We start from the raw sequence: 16,304 nt of genomic DNA, 5'->3' as shown, positions 1-16,304 counted from the left end.
GCTTAGCCCACCTTCTCTAATAGTTCTTCCAACACCGCCTCAACCTCTTTGGCCGCGACATGTCCATAGCGAAGCTCCCAGACAGGGATGCCATCAGTCGTCGCCGTATCGAGCGGAGGCCGGTGCATAATTTTGTTCTCAAACAGCAGATCCGGAACTGTGTTCTCCAGCGACTTGAGGGCCTTGTCGTGATTGACAGAGCGGTCCATGTCGTTGATCACGATGCCCAGGATCTCCAAATTTTGGTTGTATGCCTCGCGCACACCAATAATCGTGTTCAGGAGACCTTCTACGCCGTCCACAGCGAAGCCAGAGAGCTTTACCGGACATGCCACATGGGTAGACATCACCAACGCTGCCACCAGCTTTCTGCCGAGGCTAGGCGGACAATCAATCAGCACGTAGTCGTAGTTCTCAAACAGCTCAGCCAAATGGCGAGCCGGATTCATGGCTTGGTCAAGAGGCACAGCCTCCATCTCAAACAGATCCGGGTCATTCTTCGGCGTATGAATGAGGTCTGCACCGCAAGGGCAGTGCATGACCTCAATTCCGTCCAGCTCGTAAGCGAACAGCTCTGCGGTTTTGGTTCCAGTGAGGATGGGCTCGTAGTCACCATCCTCAAGCTCTCGTCTGGGGGCCAGTCGAGAGGACGTGTTCCCCTGACCATCCATATCCAAGACCAGCACTTTCTTTTTCTTCTGTAACGCCAGATAAAAGGCCTGCTGGATACAGAGGGTACTCTTACCCACTCCGCCTTTCTGGTTGGCGAAGCTGATTACTTTTGCCATACCCACCTCTATTTTGGTTTCTCGCAGGTGATCAAGACCACCCCCAAACTTTCACATGTGAAAGATTGTAGCGATCATAAAATGATACTGCAATATCTAATTATGGTTCTGTTAAAACAAACATTAAACAAAAAAACGGCCATGAAGGCCGCTTATTGACAAGGTTTGTGCTGTCAGCGCAATTGATTTGCTGCTCCAAGCTCATTCGCCAATAACTGCTTGGCAGTGCAGAACCTCGTTCCGGCGTGAGCCATTACACATGACAGCGTTTCTGTCAGCCTGTGGACTCTATGCCATTTTCAAAAACATTGAGCTCCAAACCACGGAGCTTCTCACCGGCTTCGCCAGTAGTAGAATCAGTAGTTAAGAGCGTATCAATAACATTTTTAACCCCGTTCAGGGCAGCAAGTGCTTTTAGATAGTTTTGTCCTGGATATTTTGAACCATAGGTCTCATTAAGTGGAATATATGAATACCATGTATACCAGTTTGGCTCACTGCTGTTATCTATGACATGCGAGTCATGAACTGCCTGTGCAGTAGTTGGTTCAATCGAAATCGGCCACTCCCAATCAGGAAGATTGTTAGATAGATGTTTATCAATCACTGACGGGTTATCGGTCCGAATATAAAAAATAAGGCATGTTGCCATGTTCGGTATCCTATTACTTATTTAGAATAAATGCTTTTACTGCCAGCTTTGCTCTAAACCAAGCGCAAGGCTTCTCTTTGTAGTGAAAATTAGCATGGTCATCACAGGCAAGCGCGTACTGCGCCTTATCAAGCCTACAACCGAACTGCAAAACCTCCACAAACAGGCGCAGGAACTCAGGCCCACGAATGATGAGCGCTATGGTTAAGAAATCCAGAAAACTTAGAATCATTTTGCGGATTCCTTACTTGTAGGTTTCAATAAGGCCTTTGGCTCGTAGCGCAGCCAGAGCTCGCTCAATTTTCCAAAGTGGCTGACCCAGTAAAGCGGCCAATTGCTGTGCTGACATACGATTTCCCTTCATTTAGATTTTAAAAAACTCAGATATTGACCCCAAGCCAGCCCTGTCAGAAATGACACTAGCTATTACCAAAAAAACAATTGGAATATACCAACCGCTCATAGTCAAACCTCCCGCCACCCAAAGCGTGAGCAGTGCTGATACAGAAGAAATCAATGCAATAAGAATGACTTTTGTTACGTTCATACAAACCTCTTTTTGTTATTAAATAATATCAACTAAGCTATTTCGACAATTTATAGCCCGTGAGAGCGGATAGCAAAATTTTCATCTCTTGTGTTAAATGCCTGGCAGCAACCACATCATCACCTTCATCGCAAGGATGAACTTCTACACGGTCTAGCTCTTCACGAAGCACAGCTTTGGCCGCCAACTCTAAGGGACTAGCATCTAGCCTTATTGATTCTAATAAATCACGCTTCATGAATATTGCCCTGCTCCCGTTCCTACCATTCCTATTGCTGGGTTCATCCAAAATCCATCAAAGCCGGTGAACATTTCCGCCTGGGTGCGAATGTACTCAAGAATGATGTCACAGGCGATCCAGCGCCGGTTATTCCTTTCTGCGGCCAACCCGCTCTTATTCGACCCACTGAACGGATCAACAACAAGGTCGCCCTCTTCCGTCAGAAAGCGGATAGCCATTTCAGGTATGTCTGTTGGGAACATTGCCGGGTGCGGTGGCAACCCCAGTTCTCTAGCGATTCTCCGAAGCTCCAGAGTATCCGCACAACGGTGGCCGCGCTGGATAACGTTTTTCGGTATCCGTCCTTCCGTGACGTTAGAGAATGCGTTCCCTCTCAGTCGATATGCCCCGTCACCATAACTGACCACTCTGTTATCACCGCCTTGGGCCATCAGCTTCTGATGTTTCTCTGTATGAGGGATCAGGACCCTTCTGTTGTCAGAACGCACCCTGTCAGGGTCGTTGGTGAACCAATAAACAGGCTCCCACCCGGCACACAACTGGTAACGGTTCACACAAGCCCAGTGGGTCGGACTTGGTGGTTTTGACAGGTTGATCCACGGCCATCTATCCATGAGAGAGAGCCCAAGCCGATCATGGAGCGCCAGCACCATTCGCTCAACGTAGAGAGATCTGGAGGGGCTCTTGGCCTCGAATATGTCATTGCTGACATTCAGGACAACGCTTCCTCCTGGCACCAGGTTCTTGACTATCGGTTCGAGTGCCTGAGTAATGAAATCCACCCATTTGGCTTCATCAACGTTTCCATAGCCACGCTGTATACGGAGCGGGAACGGCGGAGATGTCACACACAGATGCACCGGCTCATCGAGGTCAGAGAAAAAGCTCTTGTTGTTTGACCACACCGCCAGCCCAAGATTTGTTGAATAAGCGACCAGTCGAACGCCACCTAGCGCTTCATGCAGGCCCTTCTTGGTTTTGCTTGAGAGCTCCCAGACACCCCGCTCGCCGTCCACCTTCTGGAGAAGGTTCATCGACTTGAGGGTTTGCTGATACCAGCGTATCTGTCTTTTCAGCTTGCTCCGCTTGACCTTTGCCTTGCCAATTTCACTTTGTTCATTCAGAGCGCTTTTCGGGATTCCAGCGAGCTCTGCCACCGAATCGTAGAGCTCCTCATTCGATAACGGCTTATCGGCCTTGGCATACGCCTCTTGGACATGAAAGAGTTCTAGCTGGCTACTCATCATGCCCCTCCGTACCCTGGAATATGTCATTGAGCACAGAGGTCGCCTCGGCGCTCTTTACATCATGCTCGGTGTAGAAAGGCCACCAGGTTAATCCGCCACCTTCAAACCATGAGCAGCGGAACTGGATTGTCTGATCAGGAAGGACTTTGAACTCGACATGCTGGGGTTTGTCATAACGGCACATTGCACCAAGGTCTAGGCCAAACTTTTCTTTAACCAATGTGGATGACATCGACCCCTGCCTCAAACCTTGGCTGTTAACCCAATAGACCCGGTTGACAGCACCAGCAATACCGAAGAATAGGAAAGCCAGTATTGCCCCGGCCTTCAACCATACAAAAACACTTCTCACAATTATCCTTCCTGCTTTACAAATGGTCCTCTGCCATCGAGAGGCTTTGAAAAAATGGCCCCCGGCTCAGACATCGCCGCCTCGACCTCGTACTTGTTAAAAGTCTCCGTCCACCAGCTATTCATCTGGTAAATCGTGATATTAAGAATTGAAGCAGCCTTGCTTTTACTTGTGGCCGCAACGACAGTTCTGAGCTGCCCTTCGGCCCCATAAGTGATCCCGCCATAAACCTTCAACTTCGCCACTATCGTTTTCTCCACCCAAATATGTCTCTCACGTCCCGCACACTTATTTTCCTCCCCAAGGCACAAGTTTTGTCGAATATCCAAGCATTTGCGGGTGCTTCGGGTCCCCCGAACCAGTCACGCCAAATGCCAATACCGGCTTCCCAGATGCAACGAGCTGCTCTAAAAGCCTGTCCAAATGAACATGCAAAGACTTAGGCAGCTTAGTTCGGCTCCCCCAGCAGGGCACCAAGACATCAGCATCCCGAATAATCCTTTCCAAGTGGATTTCATTTTCAGGTCCCACAGGATCAACCGTCGTAGCCAGCTCTCGAACGTCGGTCGCCCGAAAAGCAAAAGCATTACCAACTATGAATCGCCTCCCTCCGTTGACCTTGGTAAACCCTATCCACTTTCTGACCGTGTGATCGTCCTCGGTGGCCGTGGCCGTAGAGCCGTTTACACCAAAATAACCGAACACAAGGCCTTCGGGTTGCACATCCCTTTCCAGACGGTATCTGTACATGCCGCACTTGCTGATAATTGCACTCAAAGTGTCACCTCTTTTTGAATGAAAAACGCCCTTTCACAGTTGCATTTTTTAACACTGTGATAGGATAAAAGTGTAAGTTGAAAAGGAGAGATGACCATGAAACATGTACTGAATATCGCGCTGATGGCTGTTGTTGTTCTTGGCCTGGCTATGCTTGAGTCCACCAACTGGGGTTACGCAGTGCTGGCTATCCCGGCAGTGATTTGGGCCAAGCCGGTGCTTAACCTTCTGCACAAGCTGCCAGTTCTGGCTGCTGCTTTTTGGATTCTTGTTGCTGTTTTCGCGTGGCAAGCGGCACTTGTTGGTATCCTGTTCTATGGCGTACTTGCGACCCCTAAAGCGCCAGCTCCAGCAAACACCAATGGCAAAAAAAGCCGTAAAGCCAATCTGATGGGCACGTACAGCTACGACTTTAAAACCGGCGAATGCTTTAGCTAAGACTGGCTCCACGGTTATTTCTCCTCAGCCTTCCTGATGGGCGCTCTCAGCGCTCTCAGGACAGCTTCTTCAAGAGCTGCGGCCCCCGCTCTATCTCGTCGCTTTGTTAATGCCCCATATTGCTTCCTGATGGGTAGCATAAGCTCTTCGAGTTCATTGCGCTTCCTATCGTCGGTTTCAAGTTTCTCGCTTCGCGCCAAGGCTTCGGCTTGCTCGCTTTTTGCTTGCCACTCTATCTTGTCGCCTTGCACTTCCCATGCTTTAACGTAATGAGCATCATCCAGACCTTTTGCTCCGTTGTCCGAAAACGTGGCCCCTGAGTAAATGCCACCGACAACCCAGCGCCTTTTGCTTTTTCCCTTTGAGAAATACATCTCACGGCCTAAAACACCATCGCGCAAAGTGGCTACCGAGATAAAGAGTCCAGCGTCCCCTTTCCTAAAGCCGCAGAACACAAACTCAAGCGGTTCGTATAAATCACTCATGCTGATCACTCCGAAGAACAGATAAGACCTTTTCAGCTCGCTCCTGGAGGTCTATGAGTTCGGCAGCATCATTACCGCTCAATGACATGTCCCCGCCATAGAGGCGATACTCAACGCTGTTCATCGCCTGGCGAAGCAATCTTAGAAGAGCATTCACGTTTGCCGGTGTTGATAGGGCGACGGCTTCACCTTTCAGCTCACGTCCATTAAATTCCGACCACTCGGCTATGCCTGTCAGTTCGCAACAATTTGAGCAGGACATACTGGCAACATTCTGGGGATCGTCTGGACAGTGTTCATTGATGACAAAGTTCATCTCGTCACTGCCGCACTTTCCACAAATGATGTGTACTTTTTTGCCCATGCTGCTGCCCTTAGTGGAGAGTCTGCTCTTCCACAACAATCATCCCGTCAACCAAGCTGATTGTGGCGGGACCGCAGTTACCCAGCACCTCAGCTTTGACTCCGTTGTTCAACGCGACATAAAGCCGTCTCGCCCCGTTGGTGACGCGGATGCCTTTCTGGTCGAGTTGTTCAAGCATTTCTTCGTAGGTAATTTTTTCTTCCATCAGTTCTCCTCAGCAAGGATCTCGTCGATGAGGTTCTTTGCTATCAATCTGGCATCCAAAGGGACAGCCAGGCTGTCAATTCTGCCTCTTTCATGGGCAACAATGAGTTGCGCCTTCCAAGCTATCCCGGAAAGAGAAGCATCAGGTTCTTTACCTGAGCTTCTCATACATCTTGCGTTTCGGTACGCCGCCAGCCACTCAGGTCTGGTTGAGTTATAACGCCCAAGGCCAGCTTTTCGTTGGAAGCACATTCATCTCGCACCTTTACAGATTCATTTTATGATACTGTAAACAATAAAAAGACACCTTGCAAGACTTTCACATGTGAAAGTTTTCTGGTTTACATCTGCTCGCTTGGATCAAACCCCAGAGCCTTGCACACGTCATCCAGGTCATCGAGCGTGAAGAATCCCAGCGTCAGCTCCCCGGAGCGCTTCGCGGGGTTATAGCGAATTTTGATGGGCCTACCCGTCGCATCGCTCATCAGGGTTTCCAGACGCTTAATGTCAGCATCCCTATCCACTTCTTTGCCCTTCGCTATCGCCTCATATGTATGAACCGGCGTCCTGGTATGCAGGAGATCCCTCAGGAGCTTTTCTCTCTTGCTGATAGGTAACTTAGCCACGGCTCTCACATGTCCCAGGGTGATCTTGCGTGGATTTCTGAGCCAGAGTGTGAGCTCTTCCTCCGACAGCGTACCGGCGCGTTTCAGGTGTGTAACCGTGTATACCTTCTCAATCCCCAGTTCCTCTCTGATCTGACTGTTTGAGCGCCCCTCTCCGCTTAGGAACGCGACCACATAGGCCTTTTCTGCATCAGTCATGTCTGGATGCTGGTGGTAGTAGTCAATGGCTTCTCTTGCGTCGAGCAGTAGGGGCAGGTTGTTCATTCAGGACACCTTTTAGTCACATGACTATATTGAGGCCTATTCTACCCCCTATTTTAGTCACATGACTACTTACCGGCATTTCGTCCCCCATAGCCGCCGATTTTTCTTGATTATAGGTTTGAATCTATATAGGATTGCACCTATATTAAGTAAGGAGAAACCATGTGGGTCATCGAGACAACCGACACCTTTGATGAGTGGTTCGATGCACTGGATGATACCGATAGAGCCAACGTGCTGGCTTCGATGATGGTGCTGCGAGATAGAGGTCCCATGCTGTCGAGACCATACGCGGATACTGTTAACGGTTCATCCTACAGCAACATGAAAGAGCTGCGGGTCCAAAGCAAAGGAGATCCTATCAGGGCATTCTTTGCGTTCGATCCAAAGCGTAAGGGGATTCTTCTCTGCGCCGGTAACAAGACCGGGGACGAGAAAAGGTTTTATGAAGTAATGATCCCAATTGCAGACCGCGAGTTTGCGGCGCACTTGGATAAATTGAAGAAGGAGTGACGTTATGGCAAGAACTCTTGACCAAATGCTGGCAACAGAAAAGCCTGAGGTTGTTGCCAAAGCACAGAAAGCGGCCACTGAGATGTTACTGAACATCCACTTGGCAGAGCTTCGTGATCGCATGAACCTTACCCAGGGGGAAATTGCTGCATCTCTGGGTGTGAGACAGCCGACAGTCTCCGAGATGGAAAAACCTGGACGAGATCTCAAGCTGTCGTCCATTAAGCGGTACGTTGAGGCCTCCGGTGGCAAGCTACGCCTCGATGTTGAACTTCCGGACGGCACCCACTACGGCTTTGCCGTTTAACTCGATACGCCCCGTTATGGGGCGTATTACTTATCTTGCACTTCTTCCAGCCGTTTGCGGTATATCTCTCCTGCACGTTCCCTACCATCGTCGGTCAGCCTAAAGGCCAGCTTTAGAGAAGCATTCCGGTACTTGTTCAACAGGCCGTTCTCCACCAGCGTGTGGCATGACGTTCGGAAGTTCGTTCCATGAATACCGCTCTGGCGAGCTGAGTTGATCATCTCCAGTATTTTTACACCTGGTACAGGCTCGGCTTTTCCACCGGCCTCAATTGCGTATAGAATGAACAAAACGTCCTTTTGAGTTGACGACAACCTCATTCCACCCCCTTATTCATGTCTGATATGAATAAGGCTCCCACGAAAGGAGCCTTATGTAAACCTTATTCATGTGTCACATGAGTAAGATCTAGTTCACGGAGTCTTTCAACCCCTTACCAGCTTTGAACCCAGGAATGTTGGCCGCCGCGATCTGGATGTTCTCTCCAGTCTGTGGATTCCGTCCGGTTCGTGCTGCGCGTTCCTTAACGTGGAAAGTACCAAACCCAGTAAGCGCTACTGTCCCACCCGCTTTAAGCTCCTCTTTCACTGAGTTGATCAGCGCATTTACCGCAGCTTCGGCCTTTGCTTTGCTAATGTCAGCGTCTTCGGCCACTTTCATAATCAGTTCACTTTTGTTCATCGTTATTCCTGTTTGTTTTCTTGGTTACTGTTTACACCTGCATACTCTGGGGTGTGGTTAGTGCTTTCTTCGCCACTCCCAAGGGGGAGTTCTCTCCGATTCCGGTAATGCCCAGAGACCTCGCTTATCGGCTTTGGCTTCGGCCTCCAGCTTGAACAGCTCCGGTGTTTTGGCGTACTGCCGGTACACCCACGCACTCCCAGAACGGACCATTTCGGCATTGACCCATTTGCCATCGACATAAAGGTTGGCGACCAGACGGCCATAACGGTCTTTGTCGATTTGCTCGACTTTAATCATTCGACCAAACACCAGATCGGACAACGCCTGTTTCGCCTTTGAGCCGTAGGGTTGTTTCTTCTCTGGGGTGTCGATTTCCGCCAGCCTTACCCGGTACTGGATTTTGCCGCTCCGGCAATCTTTCCCGGAGTCACAGCTTTGTTCAGTCAGGACCTTGACCGTATCACCGTCAGACACCCCCACAACCTTCGCAGTAAAGGTTTCTGCCCATACCTGAGGGGCCACCACCAGCATGGCTACCAGGAACGCTGAAACCCCCGTATTTTTCACAAAACCTAACCTCATAATCACTCCATCCAAATTACTTTTTTTTCCCAGCCGGTAGAGCCTTGGCCCAACAGAGCCTTGTTTCATCCACCTTGCTGTCTACGATTCGACAGGCATCCCAGTTAAGAGATGACCAGTGAGCAATGGCAGAGGCCAACCAGTACCACGGTGCCGTAAACACCGGCTGGCCCCCTTCCTTCGTTTTAAATACCTGGTATCGCATGTTGATCCTCCTGTTTGGGTGAGGCTTAGGCCTCGTAATAGAAATTTTTTGTGTCCGGATAGGGTTTAAAGCAATGAGCCGTGGCTCTCCCCAGGGAAAGCACTGAAGCCTCAGCTTCCGGCGCTTCCTCAGTGTCTTCACGAAATTCCCCGCCAAGTTGCTTCACCCATTCGGCAGCGAGCTGCACACCTTCATCAAAGGGAACTTTGTTCTTTTGAAGCACATCCAGATAGGAAAGCAGCAAGCAGTGAGGCGTAATGACGGCGGTGTTCCAATCGGTTGCGAGCCGTGTTTCGTCCATATCTGCATACCAGGCATCAACCTGATGTTTCAATCCGATCTCGGCCATCATGCCGTGCTTACCGGCGACCTTTCTGCCTTCCTCTACCACATCAACCGGGGCGTCCCAGTAGAGGACTCCCCCGTCCGCTTCTTGGGTCGCACAGGTTGCACCTTGCGGCCAATGCCTCCGTTCCATAACGAGCTCGCAGAGCGTTTGGTTGCCTACAGGAGCCTTGTAGTCCTCATCGAGATTCACCACGATGGTTTCCGGCTCCTGTTCAACCGGTGGCAGGTATCTGGCGACCAGAGGCATTGTCAAAATCACAGCCCCATCCATGTGAAAGGATGTTGGAGCCTTCACTATTCGGTCCATTACCCAGCACCAAGCATGAAGCAACCGATCCTCTACCTTGTCGTCAGCCTCAATCTCTTGAACGAACTGGTTGAAACGAACCTGACTATCCAGAAACAGGCCTGTGCTCTGACACTTATCGCTGATCGTATGAATGAGCTCCGCCTGCTCCAGAAGCATTTCTCGGGTGACTTCCTCCACATCACCAAATGCGTCAAACAACTTTGTCATGTAGTCACGAATTTGCATGTTCTTCCCCCTCGGCATCGAATTGCTTTGCAAGCTCAGGATCACCGGCCCAGCGAAGGGCGTCTCCCATATGCGTGAAAGCGCGTTTATTGTTATCCTGCTTATTCACCCTGACCGGCGTCTTTTGGTCACGAGGCTGTAGTAGCCAGTACCCGGCCTCTTCCCTGATTAGTTCTGCGGCCACCAGAAAGCCGTTCTTCGTTGCAATGATCATCATCAGCTCCCGTGGTTAAGCCAGTAGGCATAGATAGTGATGGCAAGGCCTCCCGCGAGCACAATGACTGCGGCGGTACGCTGGACCCACTTCGATGCACCAAACCGCGCCAGGTGTCTCCCCAGGAACTGGAAAGGTGCTGTCTTTCCGATAGCGCGAATCACCCAGGAGATTGCCAACAGAAGGATGGCTGTGGCCGGGTATATACCAACCCCTAAGAGATTCATCTCTCCGACCGCGAGCTGATAGATGAATGCCAACAGCATGGCTACCGCAGTCAATACAGCTACAACCTTGGTCCCGTTTCGCCAGTCCCACGCTCGACGTGCGTCACTGGTAAAACTCACCATCGAGACAAGGAACGGCATAAATGGCAGGTTCATGCTGGTGGGTTTATCCATGAATGCGTCAAGACCCACAAACATGGCCGTCATCACCACATAGAACAACAGGGCGGGGACAAGCATGTCGCGTAAAGACCGAACCTGGTTGGCGTTCGCGTTTTGAGTATTCGTCGTCATTGTGTTTGCCCCTTCAACATTCCCCATAGCTGACGGTGAAGATCAGCGATTACCTTGTACGTCCCCTTCACTGCTGGTTGCTCAAGGGTCTTGAGCATCCACAAAGCAATAAACAGGCTGGAAAGCAGTGCCACCACCAACTGGATGTTGTGGCTACTCAAATAGACGGCATAGCCGTTTAGGCAGGCACTCAATAGCAACCAGACCCTGGCCGTCATCAGCCCCCAGCGGTGATAGGTCACGAGCAGGTAGGCTGTTACGACAGAACAGAGTGTCATGGCACCAGAAGTGGCTAGGTAAACGACCCATGTACTGGCCTCGCCAGTGACGTAAGTGCCACCAACGGAGAAGGACAAGCCAAAGATCCAAATTGCTGCATTCCGGAGTAGGGCATCAACAATGATGTAACTAGCAGCGAGATTGATAATTCCGCGTTTTAGCATTACCCCCTCCCGTTATTCTGATACCTGCCCAGCTCAGCCCTGAGCCTATTAATTTCTTCCGTGGCTTCGGCCAACTGCTCCCGATACTTCTTGAACTGCTGATATGAATGCCAGGACTGTCCTTTCGATACTGACTTCGTGATGGCGGCGACCTCATCCGGCGTCAACCGGGTGAGCTGCTCTTCCGGATAGATCAGGATGGTGTTGCTGTCCCAGTCAAAGCCTGCGTGAATAGCTTTCACCCCCACTGTAGGGGTTCCACCAATCCCACCTGGCTGGTGGATGACAAGCCTCAAAGGCGCTGAGGCCTTGTGTGGATGAAGGCTATCGAGAGCCTCTTTTGCTTCTTGTAACTCCATAGATTCACCTCATAGTGAAATCAGGCCCCGGAGAGCCTGACTTTCACATGTGAAAGTTAATTTGCCTTCTGCTGTCTGGCAGAAACCCTCAAGGCCAGCGCCTTTTGCATGTCGGGCTGCTGGAAACGCACCTTGGTCCGATCAGGCCAACTGTCCATTTCATTGCACCGCAGGGTGTCTATGGCCGCATCACGGTAAACCTGATAGAAGTCGGTTCCACCTATGGAGTTAATTGCCATCATGGCGGCAAACATCGGGTTACTGTTCATGACGCTTGTAAGAGTCTCGGGGGTCATTGGGGTGTCGCATGACTTGTTGAGGGCAACCAGCAGGTCATTACCAACCAGGGCACAGGCAGCGCATACCTGTTTGGTATCATCCAAGGCCTTCGCGTATTCGTTGTTTGGCTGAGGGACGCTTGAGCAAGCCGACAGGACAAGCAGCCCCGCCAGAAGGCATCCCAATTTAGTTGTAATCTTGATCATCAGTTCTCACTCCACTTTCACATGTGAAAGTTTTTATTGGTTCGCGGAGTCGTCTTGTTGCGACTCAATCATCATTTTTCGCATCACGGCCATGATGGCTTGCGCCGGTTGAGCGCCGCCGAGAAGCTGGCTCTTGCCGGTATGGTTGTCCACTACAAAAGTGGCTGGTGTCCCGTTGACGCCATAGCTCTTGGCTTTCTGGATGTCAGCTTCAACCTTGTCTTCGTACTTTCCTGAGCCGAGGCACTCCCGGAACGCATCCAGATCAGCACCAACACCAGTGACAACAGAGGCCAGGTCAGCAACACCGCCACCATTCCCCTGGGTATGGTGGAAAATGTCGTTAACGAAGACCCAGAAGCCACGGTTGCCCTTCTGCTCAGCAATACATTCAGCGGCCAGAGCTTCCTTGTGAGCTGCCGGGTTATGGAAATCGAGAGGCATGTGCTTCCACTGCCAATTCACATTGCCTTTGCTGGCATCCACAATTTGTTTGGGTGTGTCGTGGAATCGCTTGCAGAATGGGCACTCCATATCGGAGAACTCCACCAGCGTGAACCGAGCACCAAGGTCCCCGTAGATGTGTTTGCCTTCTTCGACCTTCTCAGGTGCTGCCTCGAACTGGGCATACTTCTGATCGATGTCGGCTTGTTGTTTCTGCGCGACAAACTTGTTGATGCTTTCGGCCACAGCAGCTTCAAACTCTGCCTTGCTTTTGAAGGTGACGCCTTCGGCATCCTTCACCTGGTTGACCGTAGACTTCACGTTGGCGATCTCTTGCGCCAGATCCTTCTCTTTCACGAACTGGTAGATCCCGAACCCGGTTCCTACGAGCCCCAAAAGAATGGCGGCAACAACCCCGAGACGTAGTGATTTGGTACTTTGTTCTGTCATATCAAACTGCTCCTATCAGTAAACTTTCACAGCGCTGAGTTCTTGCACGAAGGAACTGGCTTCGAGCTTCGCTCGTTGGGTCAGTCGCCGGATGATGTCTTCGGTTGGTGTGTAGTCCACCAAGTTGCTCTGGTGGATGACGTCTCGCGCCACGGAGTTCAAACTACCCAGGCCATCAATCAGCCCAATGTCTTTGGCCTGCTCCCCGTTCCAGAGCAATCCAGAAAACACCTCTGGGTCGTCTTTCAGTCGATCACCCCGCCCAGCCTTCACTCGTTCGATGAACTGCTGGTGGGTTTTCGATAGAACGCCCTCCCAGAATTTCTTCATGTCAGAGGTAAGAGGGGAGAATGGGTCGAGAAGCGCTTTGTGCTCTCCGGAAGTGATAGCCCGGCGCTCGATGCCGAGCTTGTCCATCAAGCCGGTGAATCCAAACCCCGAGCTGATGACGCCGATAGAACCGACAAGGCTGGCGCGGTCAGCATAGATTTCATCCGCAGCAGAGGCGATGTAGTAACCGCCAGAGGCACCGATGTCATCAATGATGGCGTAGACCTTTTTCTCCGGATGAAGGGCTCGCTGCGCCTTCACTTCGTCATAAATCCGTCCTGCTTGAACCGGGCTACCGCCAGGGCTGTTTATGCGAAGCACGATAGCTTGTGAGTTCGGGTTGTCGAATGCAGCTTGGATGGACGGGATAAGGTGATCAGCATCGGCCAGAGTGCCAGCAGCAATTTCACCACGGATGTTGATATACGCGGTGTGAGGGGCTCCTGCCTTGGCGCTTTGCCACGGCATCCCACCCGGATTAGATGCCAAAATGATGAAGCCGATCATGAGAAGCACGAAACCAGATGCGCGAAGCACACGCAACATGGTCCGCCAGCGCCGGTCTTTCACCTGCTCTTTATGCAGGGTGAACATGTACTTCTCAATGAGTTCTTTCTCCCAGGGGATCTCTTTGTTTTCTGCCATTAGTTTTTCCTTTTGCATGTTTCGATTATCAGTCCCCAGAACTCTTCATCAGCGCTATCAGCCCGGTCTTTGACTTTCTGGTAAACAAGGTTGGTGTTGAGCTGATGCTCACGACAGAACTGAGCAATGTTGCTGTAGGTCCTGTCCAGATAGGTGAAGGGTTTCCCTTTACCTTTTTTCTTGGCGAGGATGAGCTTCCACTCATCATTGGAGAGTTTGTCTGCGGCCTTCCCGGTGTCCGCAATGCGCCTACGCACCGTTACCGGATCAAGTCCATGTGCTCTGGCTATGCTGGCAACGCAGTTGAACTTCCGACCGTCAATCATGACAGTAGGCAAATCACCAGCGGCAGCCTCCTTGAATCGGAAACCTCTGTAACCTGGTTTGAAGATCCCAGGAGCAAGTTGCTCACGGAACTCGATTGCTTGTTCTGACCTGACAAACTTGCTGTCGATTTTGCCGAGCATGTACTTAGCCCGAGCGATTACCTGGTAAAGCGTCTTCTCCAGGAGCATGGCGTCAGCAGCTCGACTCGGAAGACCTATGTCGTCTTCTTGCTCGATACCCAACATTTCTGCATGGCTGGAGCCTTCTGCATGTCGGAAACAGCCGTCGTACTCAAAAAGAAAGGAGGCCAAACCTCCTCTCAGCTTTGCTTTGAACCGGGTGTTGGCCGCGTTCTCTGGCGCTGGTGCCAGCTCGGACACTTCAAGCCCTAAATTTGCGGCCAACTTCCGCAGGTCTTCCTCTCCAATTCGGCATCCAGGCTGCATAACCTGCGCCAGAGCAGATTCATCAGCACATCCGCGTTCTTTCAGCTCAGCCAAGAGGTAGGGAACTCGTACTACCCCCATAAGCTCAAGCTCCCTGAATCGCGTGGACCACCAGCTCACAGAGTTTCCCGTACACAGGAGCAAGGCAGAGTGAAGCCATCACCATGCCAAAGGCTTTCGATGGAGCCTCTTTGGCGAACTTGGTCAACCACGGCATCATGCCGCACAGAGCAGCAACCATAGCGCCAGCCACCCCCAGGGAAGGGAATGCCATCACTTGGGCCAGAATGAAGAAACACTGGGCGTATGCCGCATGGGTCATCGCCTTCTTATCTGCTGCCGTGAACTCCACGGCATCTACGCTTTTGACTTTTTCCATCACATTGTCCTCATGCAACATCAGGTTTTCCGAAAAATTTCTCATACACTTCGAGGTCGAAGGCCAGCATGGTCTTTGCCGCCTTTTCACTAAGCTGGTGGAGGCTAAGCATCTGAACCTTGTCAGTGCCGGTCACTTGCAGATCCACCGCGAACCACGTCCCACCTTTGGTCACGGCCAGAACTTGCACCGCCCAGGGCTTATCCAGTCGTTCGGGCGGAGTGATCATGTTCGACACTTTGGCGACCGTCGCGGTTGAACCTACCCAGTGCTTGTCGAACGCAATGACGTTCAACGCTTCAAACGCATCCTTCGCAGCTTTAAACCGGCTCCGGACAGCATCTTGTTGCTTCCAAGCCATGAACTGGAGAAGGGTCATTCCACCAGCCATAAGGGTGAGAAAACTCAAGCCATTGGCGGCAGCTACGACCGTCGCTACCAAGGACCCCAACATGACGAAGCGGTTATGTTTAAGCTGGGCCACTATTCACCTCCTATACCAACCAGCGTACAGGACTTTTCAAAAATGCAACCCCGCCTAGCTGCCCAATTCGGGCAACCCTGATTCAATCCAGAACTTTCACATGTGAAACTTTCCGCCACAGGAACAGGAGGTTTTTACCTGACCAGAACGGATGGATTGATAGCGGTGCCACAGCTTGACCACTTCTTTTTCGCTGAGAAGGTTTGTCTTGATGTAACGGACTCTATCCCCGTCCGCTGTCTCAACAACGGTTCGGACATAGCCGTACTTGGCAACGGGTGCCTTGTACTTGTGTGACAGAATTACCCGGTAAACCGAGAGCTGGATAATGTCCGACTCATAGATGTGGTTTACCTGGCGCAGCTTGGTGTCCAAGGGAATGAGAACCCCATTCTTGGTTTGGTACACCTGATCAACCCTGCCGTGCATGGGCACCGGCTGTGTGGTTGATATGTCCTGTTCGGACAAAAACAGAGTGGCCGAGCGCAGCTCATAAGGCATGTTCTCTGATTTCCACCACGCCCAGGTGTCTCCAATGCCGCGTTTGCGCCATTGGTCCACTTTCGCAATGACGAAAGGGGCGATGATCAGGACGAATATCCAGAGAACTGGCTTCAT

The 16,304-nt window shown here is 51.2% G+C and carries 31 protein-coding genes; 3 read left to right on the top strand and 28 right to left on the bottom strand.

The features are described 5' to 3' along the window. Window positions 1-2: 2 nt before the first annotated feature. From B5P39_RS19340 to B5P39_RS19305, 9 genes are all read right to left on the bottom strand, one after another. Entirely contained in the window at window positions 3-788 is a 786-nt protein-coding gene (locus B5P39_RS19340; protein WP_001151305.1) for a ParA family protein, read from the bottom strand. A 274-nt stretch (window positions 789-1,062) separates the two neighbouring features. Continuing rightward, window positions 1,063-1,440 carry a hypothetical protein gene (locus B5P39_RS19335; RefSeq protein ID WP_088212649.1) on the bottom strand — a complete coding sequence of 126 codons (378 nt, stop codon included), beginning with the start codon at window positions 1,438-1,440 and terminating at the stop codon, window positions 1,063-1,065. A gap of 13 nt (window positions 1,441-1,453) precedes the next feature. Continuing rightward, window positions 1,454-1,672 (bottom strand): hypothetical protein, encoded by a 219-nt coding sequence (locus B5P39_RS19330; protein WP_088212648.1) that lies wholly within the window; start codon window positions 1,670-1,672, stop codon window positions 1,454-1,456. Window positions 1,673-1,804: 132 nt separating this feature from the next. Then, window positions 1,805-1,987, bottom strand: coding sequence for a hypothetical protein (locus B5P39_RS24730; protein ID WP_172693092.1), 183 nt, complete (start codon window positions 1,985-1,987; stop codon window positions 1,805-1,807). Window positions 1,988-2,024: 37 nt separating this feature from the next. Beyond that, window positions 2,025-2,225: a hypothetical protein gene (locus B5P39_RS19325; RefSeq protein WP_217895750.1), complete on the bottom strand. Its 201-nt coding sequence runs from the start codon at window positions 2,223-2,225 to the stop codon at window positions 2,025-2,027. Further along, a complete protein-coding gene (locus B5P39_RS19320) occupies window positions 2,222-3,475 on the bottom strand; it encodes a DNA-methyltransferase (protein WP_088212647.1) in 1,254 nt (417 codons plus the stop codon). The genes B5P39_RS19325 and B5P39_RS19320 overlap by 4 nt, the downstream gene beginning before the upstream one ends. Then, on the bottom strand, window positions 3,465-3,707 hold the full coding sequence (locus B5P39_RS19315) for a hypothetical protein (RefSeq protein WP_225452413.1): 243 nt from the start codon (window positions 3,705-3,707) through the stop codon (window positions 3,465-3,467). The genes B5P39_RS19320 and B5P39_RS19315 overlap by 11 nt, the downstream gene beginning before the upstream one ends. 122 nt (window positions 3,708-3,829) lie before the next feature. After that, the gene (locus B5P39_RS19310) at window positions 3,830-4,072 is read right to left on the bottom strand and encodes a hypothetical protein (RefSeq protein ID WP_011872897.1); all 243 of its coding nucleotides are present in this window, start codon (window positions 4,070-4,072) and stop codon (window positions 3,830-3,832) included. A 43-nt stretch (window positions 4,073-4,115) separates the two neighbouring features. Further along, window positions 4,116-4,604, bottom strand: a complete 489-nt coding sequence (locus tag B5P39_RS19305) for a DUF1643 domain-containing protein (RefSeq protein WP_172693094.1) — start codon at window positions 4,602-4,604, stop codon at window positions 4,116-4,118. Between the two features lie 96 nt (window positions 4,605-4,700). Here B5P39_RS19305 and B5P39_RS19300 point away from each other — a divergent pair, with 96 nt between their 5' ends. Continuing rightward, on the top strand, window positions 4,701-5,042 hold the full coding sequence (locus tag B5P39_RS19300) for a hypothetical protein (RefSeq protein ID WP_172693095.1): 342 nt from the start codon (window positions 4,701-4,703) through the stop codon (window positions 5,040-5,042). A gap of 14 nt (window positions 5,043-5,056) precedes the next feature. On the opposite strand, the gene B5P39_RS19295 is transcribed toward B5P39_RS19300, so the two are convergent. From B5P39_RS19295 to B5P39_RS19275, 4 genes are all read right to left on the bottom strand, one after another. After that, entirely contained in the window at window positions 5,057-5,527 is a 471-nt protein-coding gene (locus tag B5P39_RS19295; protein WP_088212644.1) for a hypothetical protein, read from the bottom strand. Further along, window positions 5,520-5,891 carry a hypothetical protein gene (locus B5P39_RS19290; RefSeq protein ID WP_088212643.1) on the bottom strand — a complete coding sequence of 124 codons (372 nt, stop codon included), beginning with the start codon at window positions 5,889-5,891 and terminating at the stop codon, window positions 5,520-5,522. Before B5P39_RS19290 ends, B5P39_RS19295 begins: the two co-directional genes overlap by 8 nt. A 10-nt stretch (window positions 5,892-5,901) precedes the next feature. Beyond that, a complete protein-coding gene (locus B5P39_RS19285) occupies window positions 5,902-6,096 on the bottom strand; it encodes a hypothetical protein (RefSeq protein WP_000391491.1) in 195 nt (64 codons plus the stop codon). Window positions 6,097-6,436: 340 nt separating this feature from the next. Beyond that, complete coding sequence (locus B5P39_RS19275; RefSeq protein ID WP_001061573.1) at window positions 6,437-6,985, bottom strand: hypothetical protein; 549 nt, start codon at window positions 6,983-6,985, stop codon at window positions 6,437-6,439. A gap of 162 nt (window positions 6,986-7,147) precedes the next feature. On the opposite strand from B5P39_RS19275, the gene B5P39_RS19270 reads away from it, so the two are divergent. Both B5P39_RS19270 and B5P39_RS19265 read left to right on the top strand, forming a co-directional pair. Beyond that, complete coding sequence (locus tag B5P39_RS19270; protein ID WP_000270043.1) at window positions 7,148-7,498, top strand: type II toxin-antitoxin system RelE/ParE family toxin; 351 nt, start codon at window positions 7,148-7,150, stop codon at window positions 7,496-7,498. 4 nt (window positions 7,499-7,502) lie between these two features. Further along, a complete protein-coding gene (locus B5P39_RS19265) occupies window positions 7,503-7,805 on the top strand; it encodes an XRE family transcriptional regulator (protein ID WP_000124640.1) in 303 nt (100 codons plus the stop codon). 26 nt (window positions 7,806-7,831) lie between these two features. Here B5P39_RS19265 and B5P39_RS19260 read toward each other — a convergent pair whose 3' ends face one another. The 15 genes from B5P39_RS19260 to B5P39_RS19185 form a co-directional block, all read right to left on the bottom strand. Then, window positions 7,832-8,125, bottom strand: coding sequence for a hypothetical protein (locus B5P39_RS19260; RefSeq protein WP_001239998.1), 294 nt, complete (start codon window positions 8,123-8,125; stop codon window positions 7,832-7,834). 88 nt (window positions 8,126-8,213) lie between these two features. Further along, window positions 8,214-8,486 (bottom strand): HU family DNA-binding protein, encoded by a 273-nt coding sequence (locus tag B5P39_RS19255; RefSeq protein WP_088212642.1) that lies wholly within the window; start codon window positions 8,484-8,486, stop codon window positions 8,214-8,216. 57 nt (window positions 8,487-8,543) lie between these two features. Further along, window positions 8,544-9,140 (bottom strand): thermonuclease family protein, encoded by a 597-nt coding sequence (locus tag B5P39_RS19250; protein WP_000809130.1) that lies wholly within the window; start codon window positions 9,138-9,140, stop codon window positions 8,544-8,546. Window positions 9,141-9,301: 161 nt separating this feature from the next. After that, entirely contained in the window at window positions 9,302-10,159 is an 858-nt protein-coding gene (locus tag B5P39_RS19240) for a hypothetical protein (protein ID WP_001167032.1), read from the bottom strand. Beyond that, window positions 10,146-10,373 (bottom strand): hypothetical protein, encoded by a 228-nt coding sequence (locus B5P39_RS19235; protein WP_001447532.1) that lies wholly within the window; start codon window positions 10,371-10,373, stop codon window positions 10,146-10,148. The genes B5P39_RS19240 and B5P39_RS19235 overlap by 14 nt, the downstream gene beginning before the upstream one ends. A gap of 2 nt (window positions 10,374-10,375) precedes the next feature. Further along, on the bottom strand, window positions 10,376-10,894 hold the full coding sequence (locus tag B5P39_RS19230) for a nitrite reductase (RefSeq protein WP_000210756.1): 519 nt from the start codon (window positions 10,892-10,894) through the stop codon (window positions 10,376-10,378). Beyond that, window positions 10,891-11,337: a Fe3+-siderophore ABC transporter permease gene (locus B5P39_RS19225; RefSeq protein ID WP_000919345.1), complete on the bottom strand. Its 447-nt coding sequence runs from the start codon at window positions 11,335-11,337 to the stop codon at window positions 10,891-10,893. Before B5P39_RS19225 ends, B5P39_RS19230 begins: the two co-directional genes overlap by 4 nt. Continuing rightward, complete coding sequence (locus B5P39_RS19220; RefSeq protein ID WP_000422768.1) at window positions 11,337-11,696, bottom strand: hypothetical protein; 360 nt, start codon at window positions 11,694-11,696, stop codon at window positions 11,337-11,339. The genes B5P39_RS19225 and B5P39_RS19220 overlap by 1 nt, the downstream gene beginning before the upstream one ends. Window positions 11,697-11,752: 56 nt before the next feature. Beyond that, window positions 11,753-12,181 (bottom strand): hypothetical protein, encoded by a 429-nt coding sequence (locus tag B5P39_RS19215; protein WP_000591074.1) that lies wholly within the window; start codon window positions 12,179-12,181, stop codon window positions 11,753-11,755. Window positions 12,182-12,214: 33 nt separating this feature from the next. Then, window positions 12,215-13,075, bottom strand: a complete 861-nt coding sequence (locus B5P39_RS19210; RefSeq protein WP_000139698.1) for a DsbA family protein — start codon at window positions 13,073-13,075, stop codon at window positions 12,215-12,217. A 15-nt stretch (window positions 13,076-13,090) separates the two neighbouring features. Further along, window positions 13,091-14,050 carry a S49 family peptidase gene (locus B5P39_RS19205; protein ID WP_000829616.1) on the bottom strand — a complete coding sequence of 320 codons (960 nt, stop codon included), beginning with the start codon at window positions 14,048-14,050 and terminating at the stop codon, window positions 13,091-13,093. Then, the gene (locus tag B5P39_RS19200) at window positions 14,050-14,904 is read right to left on the bottom strand and encodes a hypothetical protein (protein ID WP_000539392.1); all 855 of its coding nucleotides are present in this window, start codon (window positions 14,902-14,904) and stop codon (window positions 14,050-14,052) included. Before B5P39_RS19200 ends, B5P39_RS19205 begins: the two co-directional genes overlap by 1 nt. A 4-nt stretch (window positions 14,905-14,908) precedes the next feature. Beyond that, window positions 14,909-15,202: a hypothetical protein gene (locus tag B5P39_RS19195; protein WP_001370730.1), complete on the bottom strand. Its 294-nt coding sequence runs from the start codon at window positions 15,200-15,202 to the stop codon at window positions 14,909-14,911. 10 nt (window positions 15,203-15,212) lie between these two features. Further along, complete coding sequence (locus B5P39_RS19190; RefSeq protein WP_000057877.1) at window positions 15,213-15,686, bottom strand: hypothetical protein; 474 nt, start codon at window positions 15,684-15,686, stop codon at window positions 15,213-15,215. Window positions 15,687-15,782: 96 nt separating this feature from the next. Then, window positions 15,783-16,304, bottom strand: a complete 522-nt coding sequence (locus B5P39_RS19185) for a hypothetical protein (RefSeq protein WP_000805800.1) — start codon at window positions 16,302-16,304, stop codon at window positions 15,783-15,785.

It is taken from the genome of Shewanella sp. Shew256 (genome assembly GCF_002196695.1).
Lineage (GTDB): Bacteria > Pseudomonadota > Gammaproteobacteria > Enterobacterales > Shewanellaceae > Shewanella > Shewanella mangrovisoli.
The sequence above is the reverse complement of the archived record's forward strand: the minus strand, read 5'-3'. Positions and strand labels throughout refer to the sequence as shown.

Bases quoted from the DNA above. Each gene is read 5' to 3' on its own strand.
- B5P39_RS19340 (WP_001151305.1), bottom strand. From the start codon at position 788: ATGGCAAAAGTAATCAGCTTCGCCAACCAGAAAGGCGGAGTGGGTAAG.
- B5P39_RS19335 (WP_088212649.1), bottom strand. From the start codon at position 1,440: ATGGCAACATGCCTTATTTTTTATATTCGGACCGATAACCCGTCAGTG.
- B5P39_RS19330 (WP_088212648.1), bottom strand. From the start codon at position 1,672: ATGATTCTAAGTTTTCTGGATTTCTTAACCATAGCGCTCATCATTCGT.
- B5P39_RS24730 (WP_172693092.1), bottom strand. From the start codon at position 1,987: ATGAACGTAACAAAAGTCATTCTTATTGCATTGATTTCTTCTGTATCA.
- B5P39_RS19325 (WP_217895750.1), bottom strand. From the start codon at position 2,225: ATGAAGCGTGATTTATTAGAATCAATAAGGCTAGATGCTAGTCCCTTA.
- B5P39_RS19320 (WP_088212647.1), bottom strand. From the start codon at position 3,475: ATGATGAGTAGCCAGCTAGAACTCTTTCATGTCCAAGAGGCGTATGCC.
- B5P39_RS19315 (WP_225452413.1), bottom strand. From the start codon at position 3,707: ATGTCATCCACATTGGTTAAAGAAAAGTTTGGCCTAGACCTTGGTGCA.
- B5P39_RS19300 (WP_172693095.1), top strand. From the start codon at position 4,701: ATGAAACATGTACTGAATATCGCGCTGATGGCTGTTGTTGTTCTTGGC.
- B5P39_RS19295 (WP_088212644.1), bottom strand. From the start codon at position 5,527: ATGAGTGATTTATACGAACCGCTTGAGTTTGTGTTCTGCGGCTTTAGG.
- B5P39_RS19290 (WP_088212643.1), bottom strand. From the start codon at position 5,891: ATGGGCAAAAAAGTACACATCATTTGTGGAAAGTGCGGCAGTGACGAG.
- B5P39_RS19285 (WP_000391491.1), bottom strand. From the start codon at position 6,096: ATGGAAGAAAAAATTACCTACGAAGAAATGCTTGAACAACTCGACCAG.
- B5P39_RS19275 (WP_001061573.1), bottom strand. From the start codon at position 6,985: ATGAACAACCTGCCCCTACTGCTCGACGCAAGAGAAGCCATTGACTAC.
- B5P39_RS19270 (WP_000270043.1), top strand. From the start codon at position 7,148: ATGTGGGTCATCGAGACAACCGACACCTTTGATGAGTGGTTCGATGCA.
- B5P39_RS19265 (WP_000124640.1), top strand. From the start codon at position 7,503: ATGGCAAGAACTCTTGACCAAATGCTGGCAACAGAAAAGCCTGAGGTT.
- B5P39_RS19260 (WP_001239998.1), bottom strand. From the start codon at position 8,125: ATGAGGTTGTCGTCAACTCAAAAGGACGTTTTGTTCATTCTATACGCA.
- B5P39_RS19255 (WP_088212642.1), bottom strand. From the start codon at position 8,486: ATGAACAAAAGTGAACTGATTATGAAAGTGGCCGAAGACGCTGACATT.
- B5P39_RS19250 (WP_000809130.1), bottom strand. From the start codon at position 9,140: ATGAAACAAGGCTCTGTTGGGCCAAGGCTCTACCGGCTGGGAAAAAAA.
- B5P39_RS19240 (WP_001167032.1), bottom strand. From the start codon at position 10,159: ATGCAAATTCGTGACTACATGACAAAGTTGTTTGACGCATTTGGTGAT.
- B5P39_RS19235 (WP_001447532.1), bottom strand. From the start codon at position 10,373: ATGATCATTGCAACGAAGAACGGCTTTCTGGTGGCCGCAGAACTAATC.
- B5P39_RS19230 (WP_000210756.1), bottom strand. From the start codon at position 10,894: ATGACGACGAATACTCAAAACGCGAACGCCAACCAGGTTCGGTCTTTA.
- B5P39_RS19225 (WP_000919345.1), bottom strand. From the start codon at position 11,337: ATGCTAAAACGCGGAATTATCAATCTCGCTGCTAGTTACATCATTGTT.
- B5P39_RS19220 (WP_000422768.1), bottom strand. From the start codon at position 11,696: ATGGAGTTACAAGAAGCAAAAGAGGCTCTCGATAGCCTTCATCCACAC.
- B5P39_RS19215 (WP_000591074.1), bottom strand. From the start codon at position 12,181: ATGATCAAGATTACAACTAAATTGGGATGCCTTCTGGCGGGGCTGCTT.
- B5P39_RS19210 (WP_000139698.1), bottom strand. From the start codon at position 13,075: ATGACAGAACAAAGTACCAAATCACTACGTCTCGGGGTTGTTGCCGCC.
- B5P39_RS19205 (WP_000829616.1), bottom strand. From the start codon at position 14,050: ATGGCAGAAAACAAAGAGATCCCCTGGGAGAAAGAACTCATTGAGAAG.
- B5P39_RS19200 (WP_000539392.1), bottom strand. From the start codon at position 14,904: ATGGGGGTAGTACGAGTTCCCTACCTCTTGGCTGAGCTGAAAGAACGC.
- B5P39_RS19195 (WP_001370730.1), bottom strand. From the start codon at position 15,202: ATGGAAAAAGTCAAAAGCGTAGATGCCGTGGAGTTCACGGCAGCAGAT.
- B5P39_RS19185 (WP_000805800.1), bottom strand. From the start codon at position 16,304: ATGAAGCCAGTTCTCTGGATATTCGTCCTGATCATCGCCCCTTTCGTC.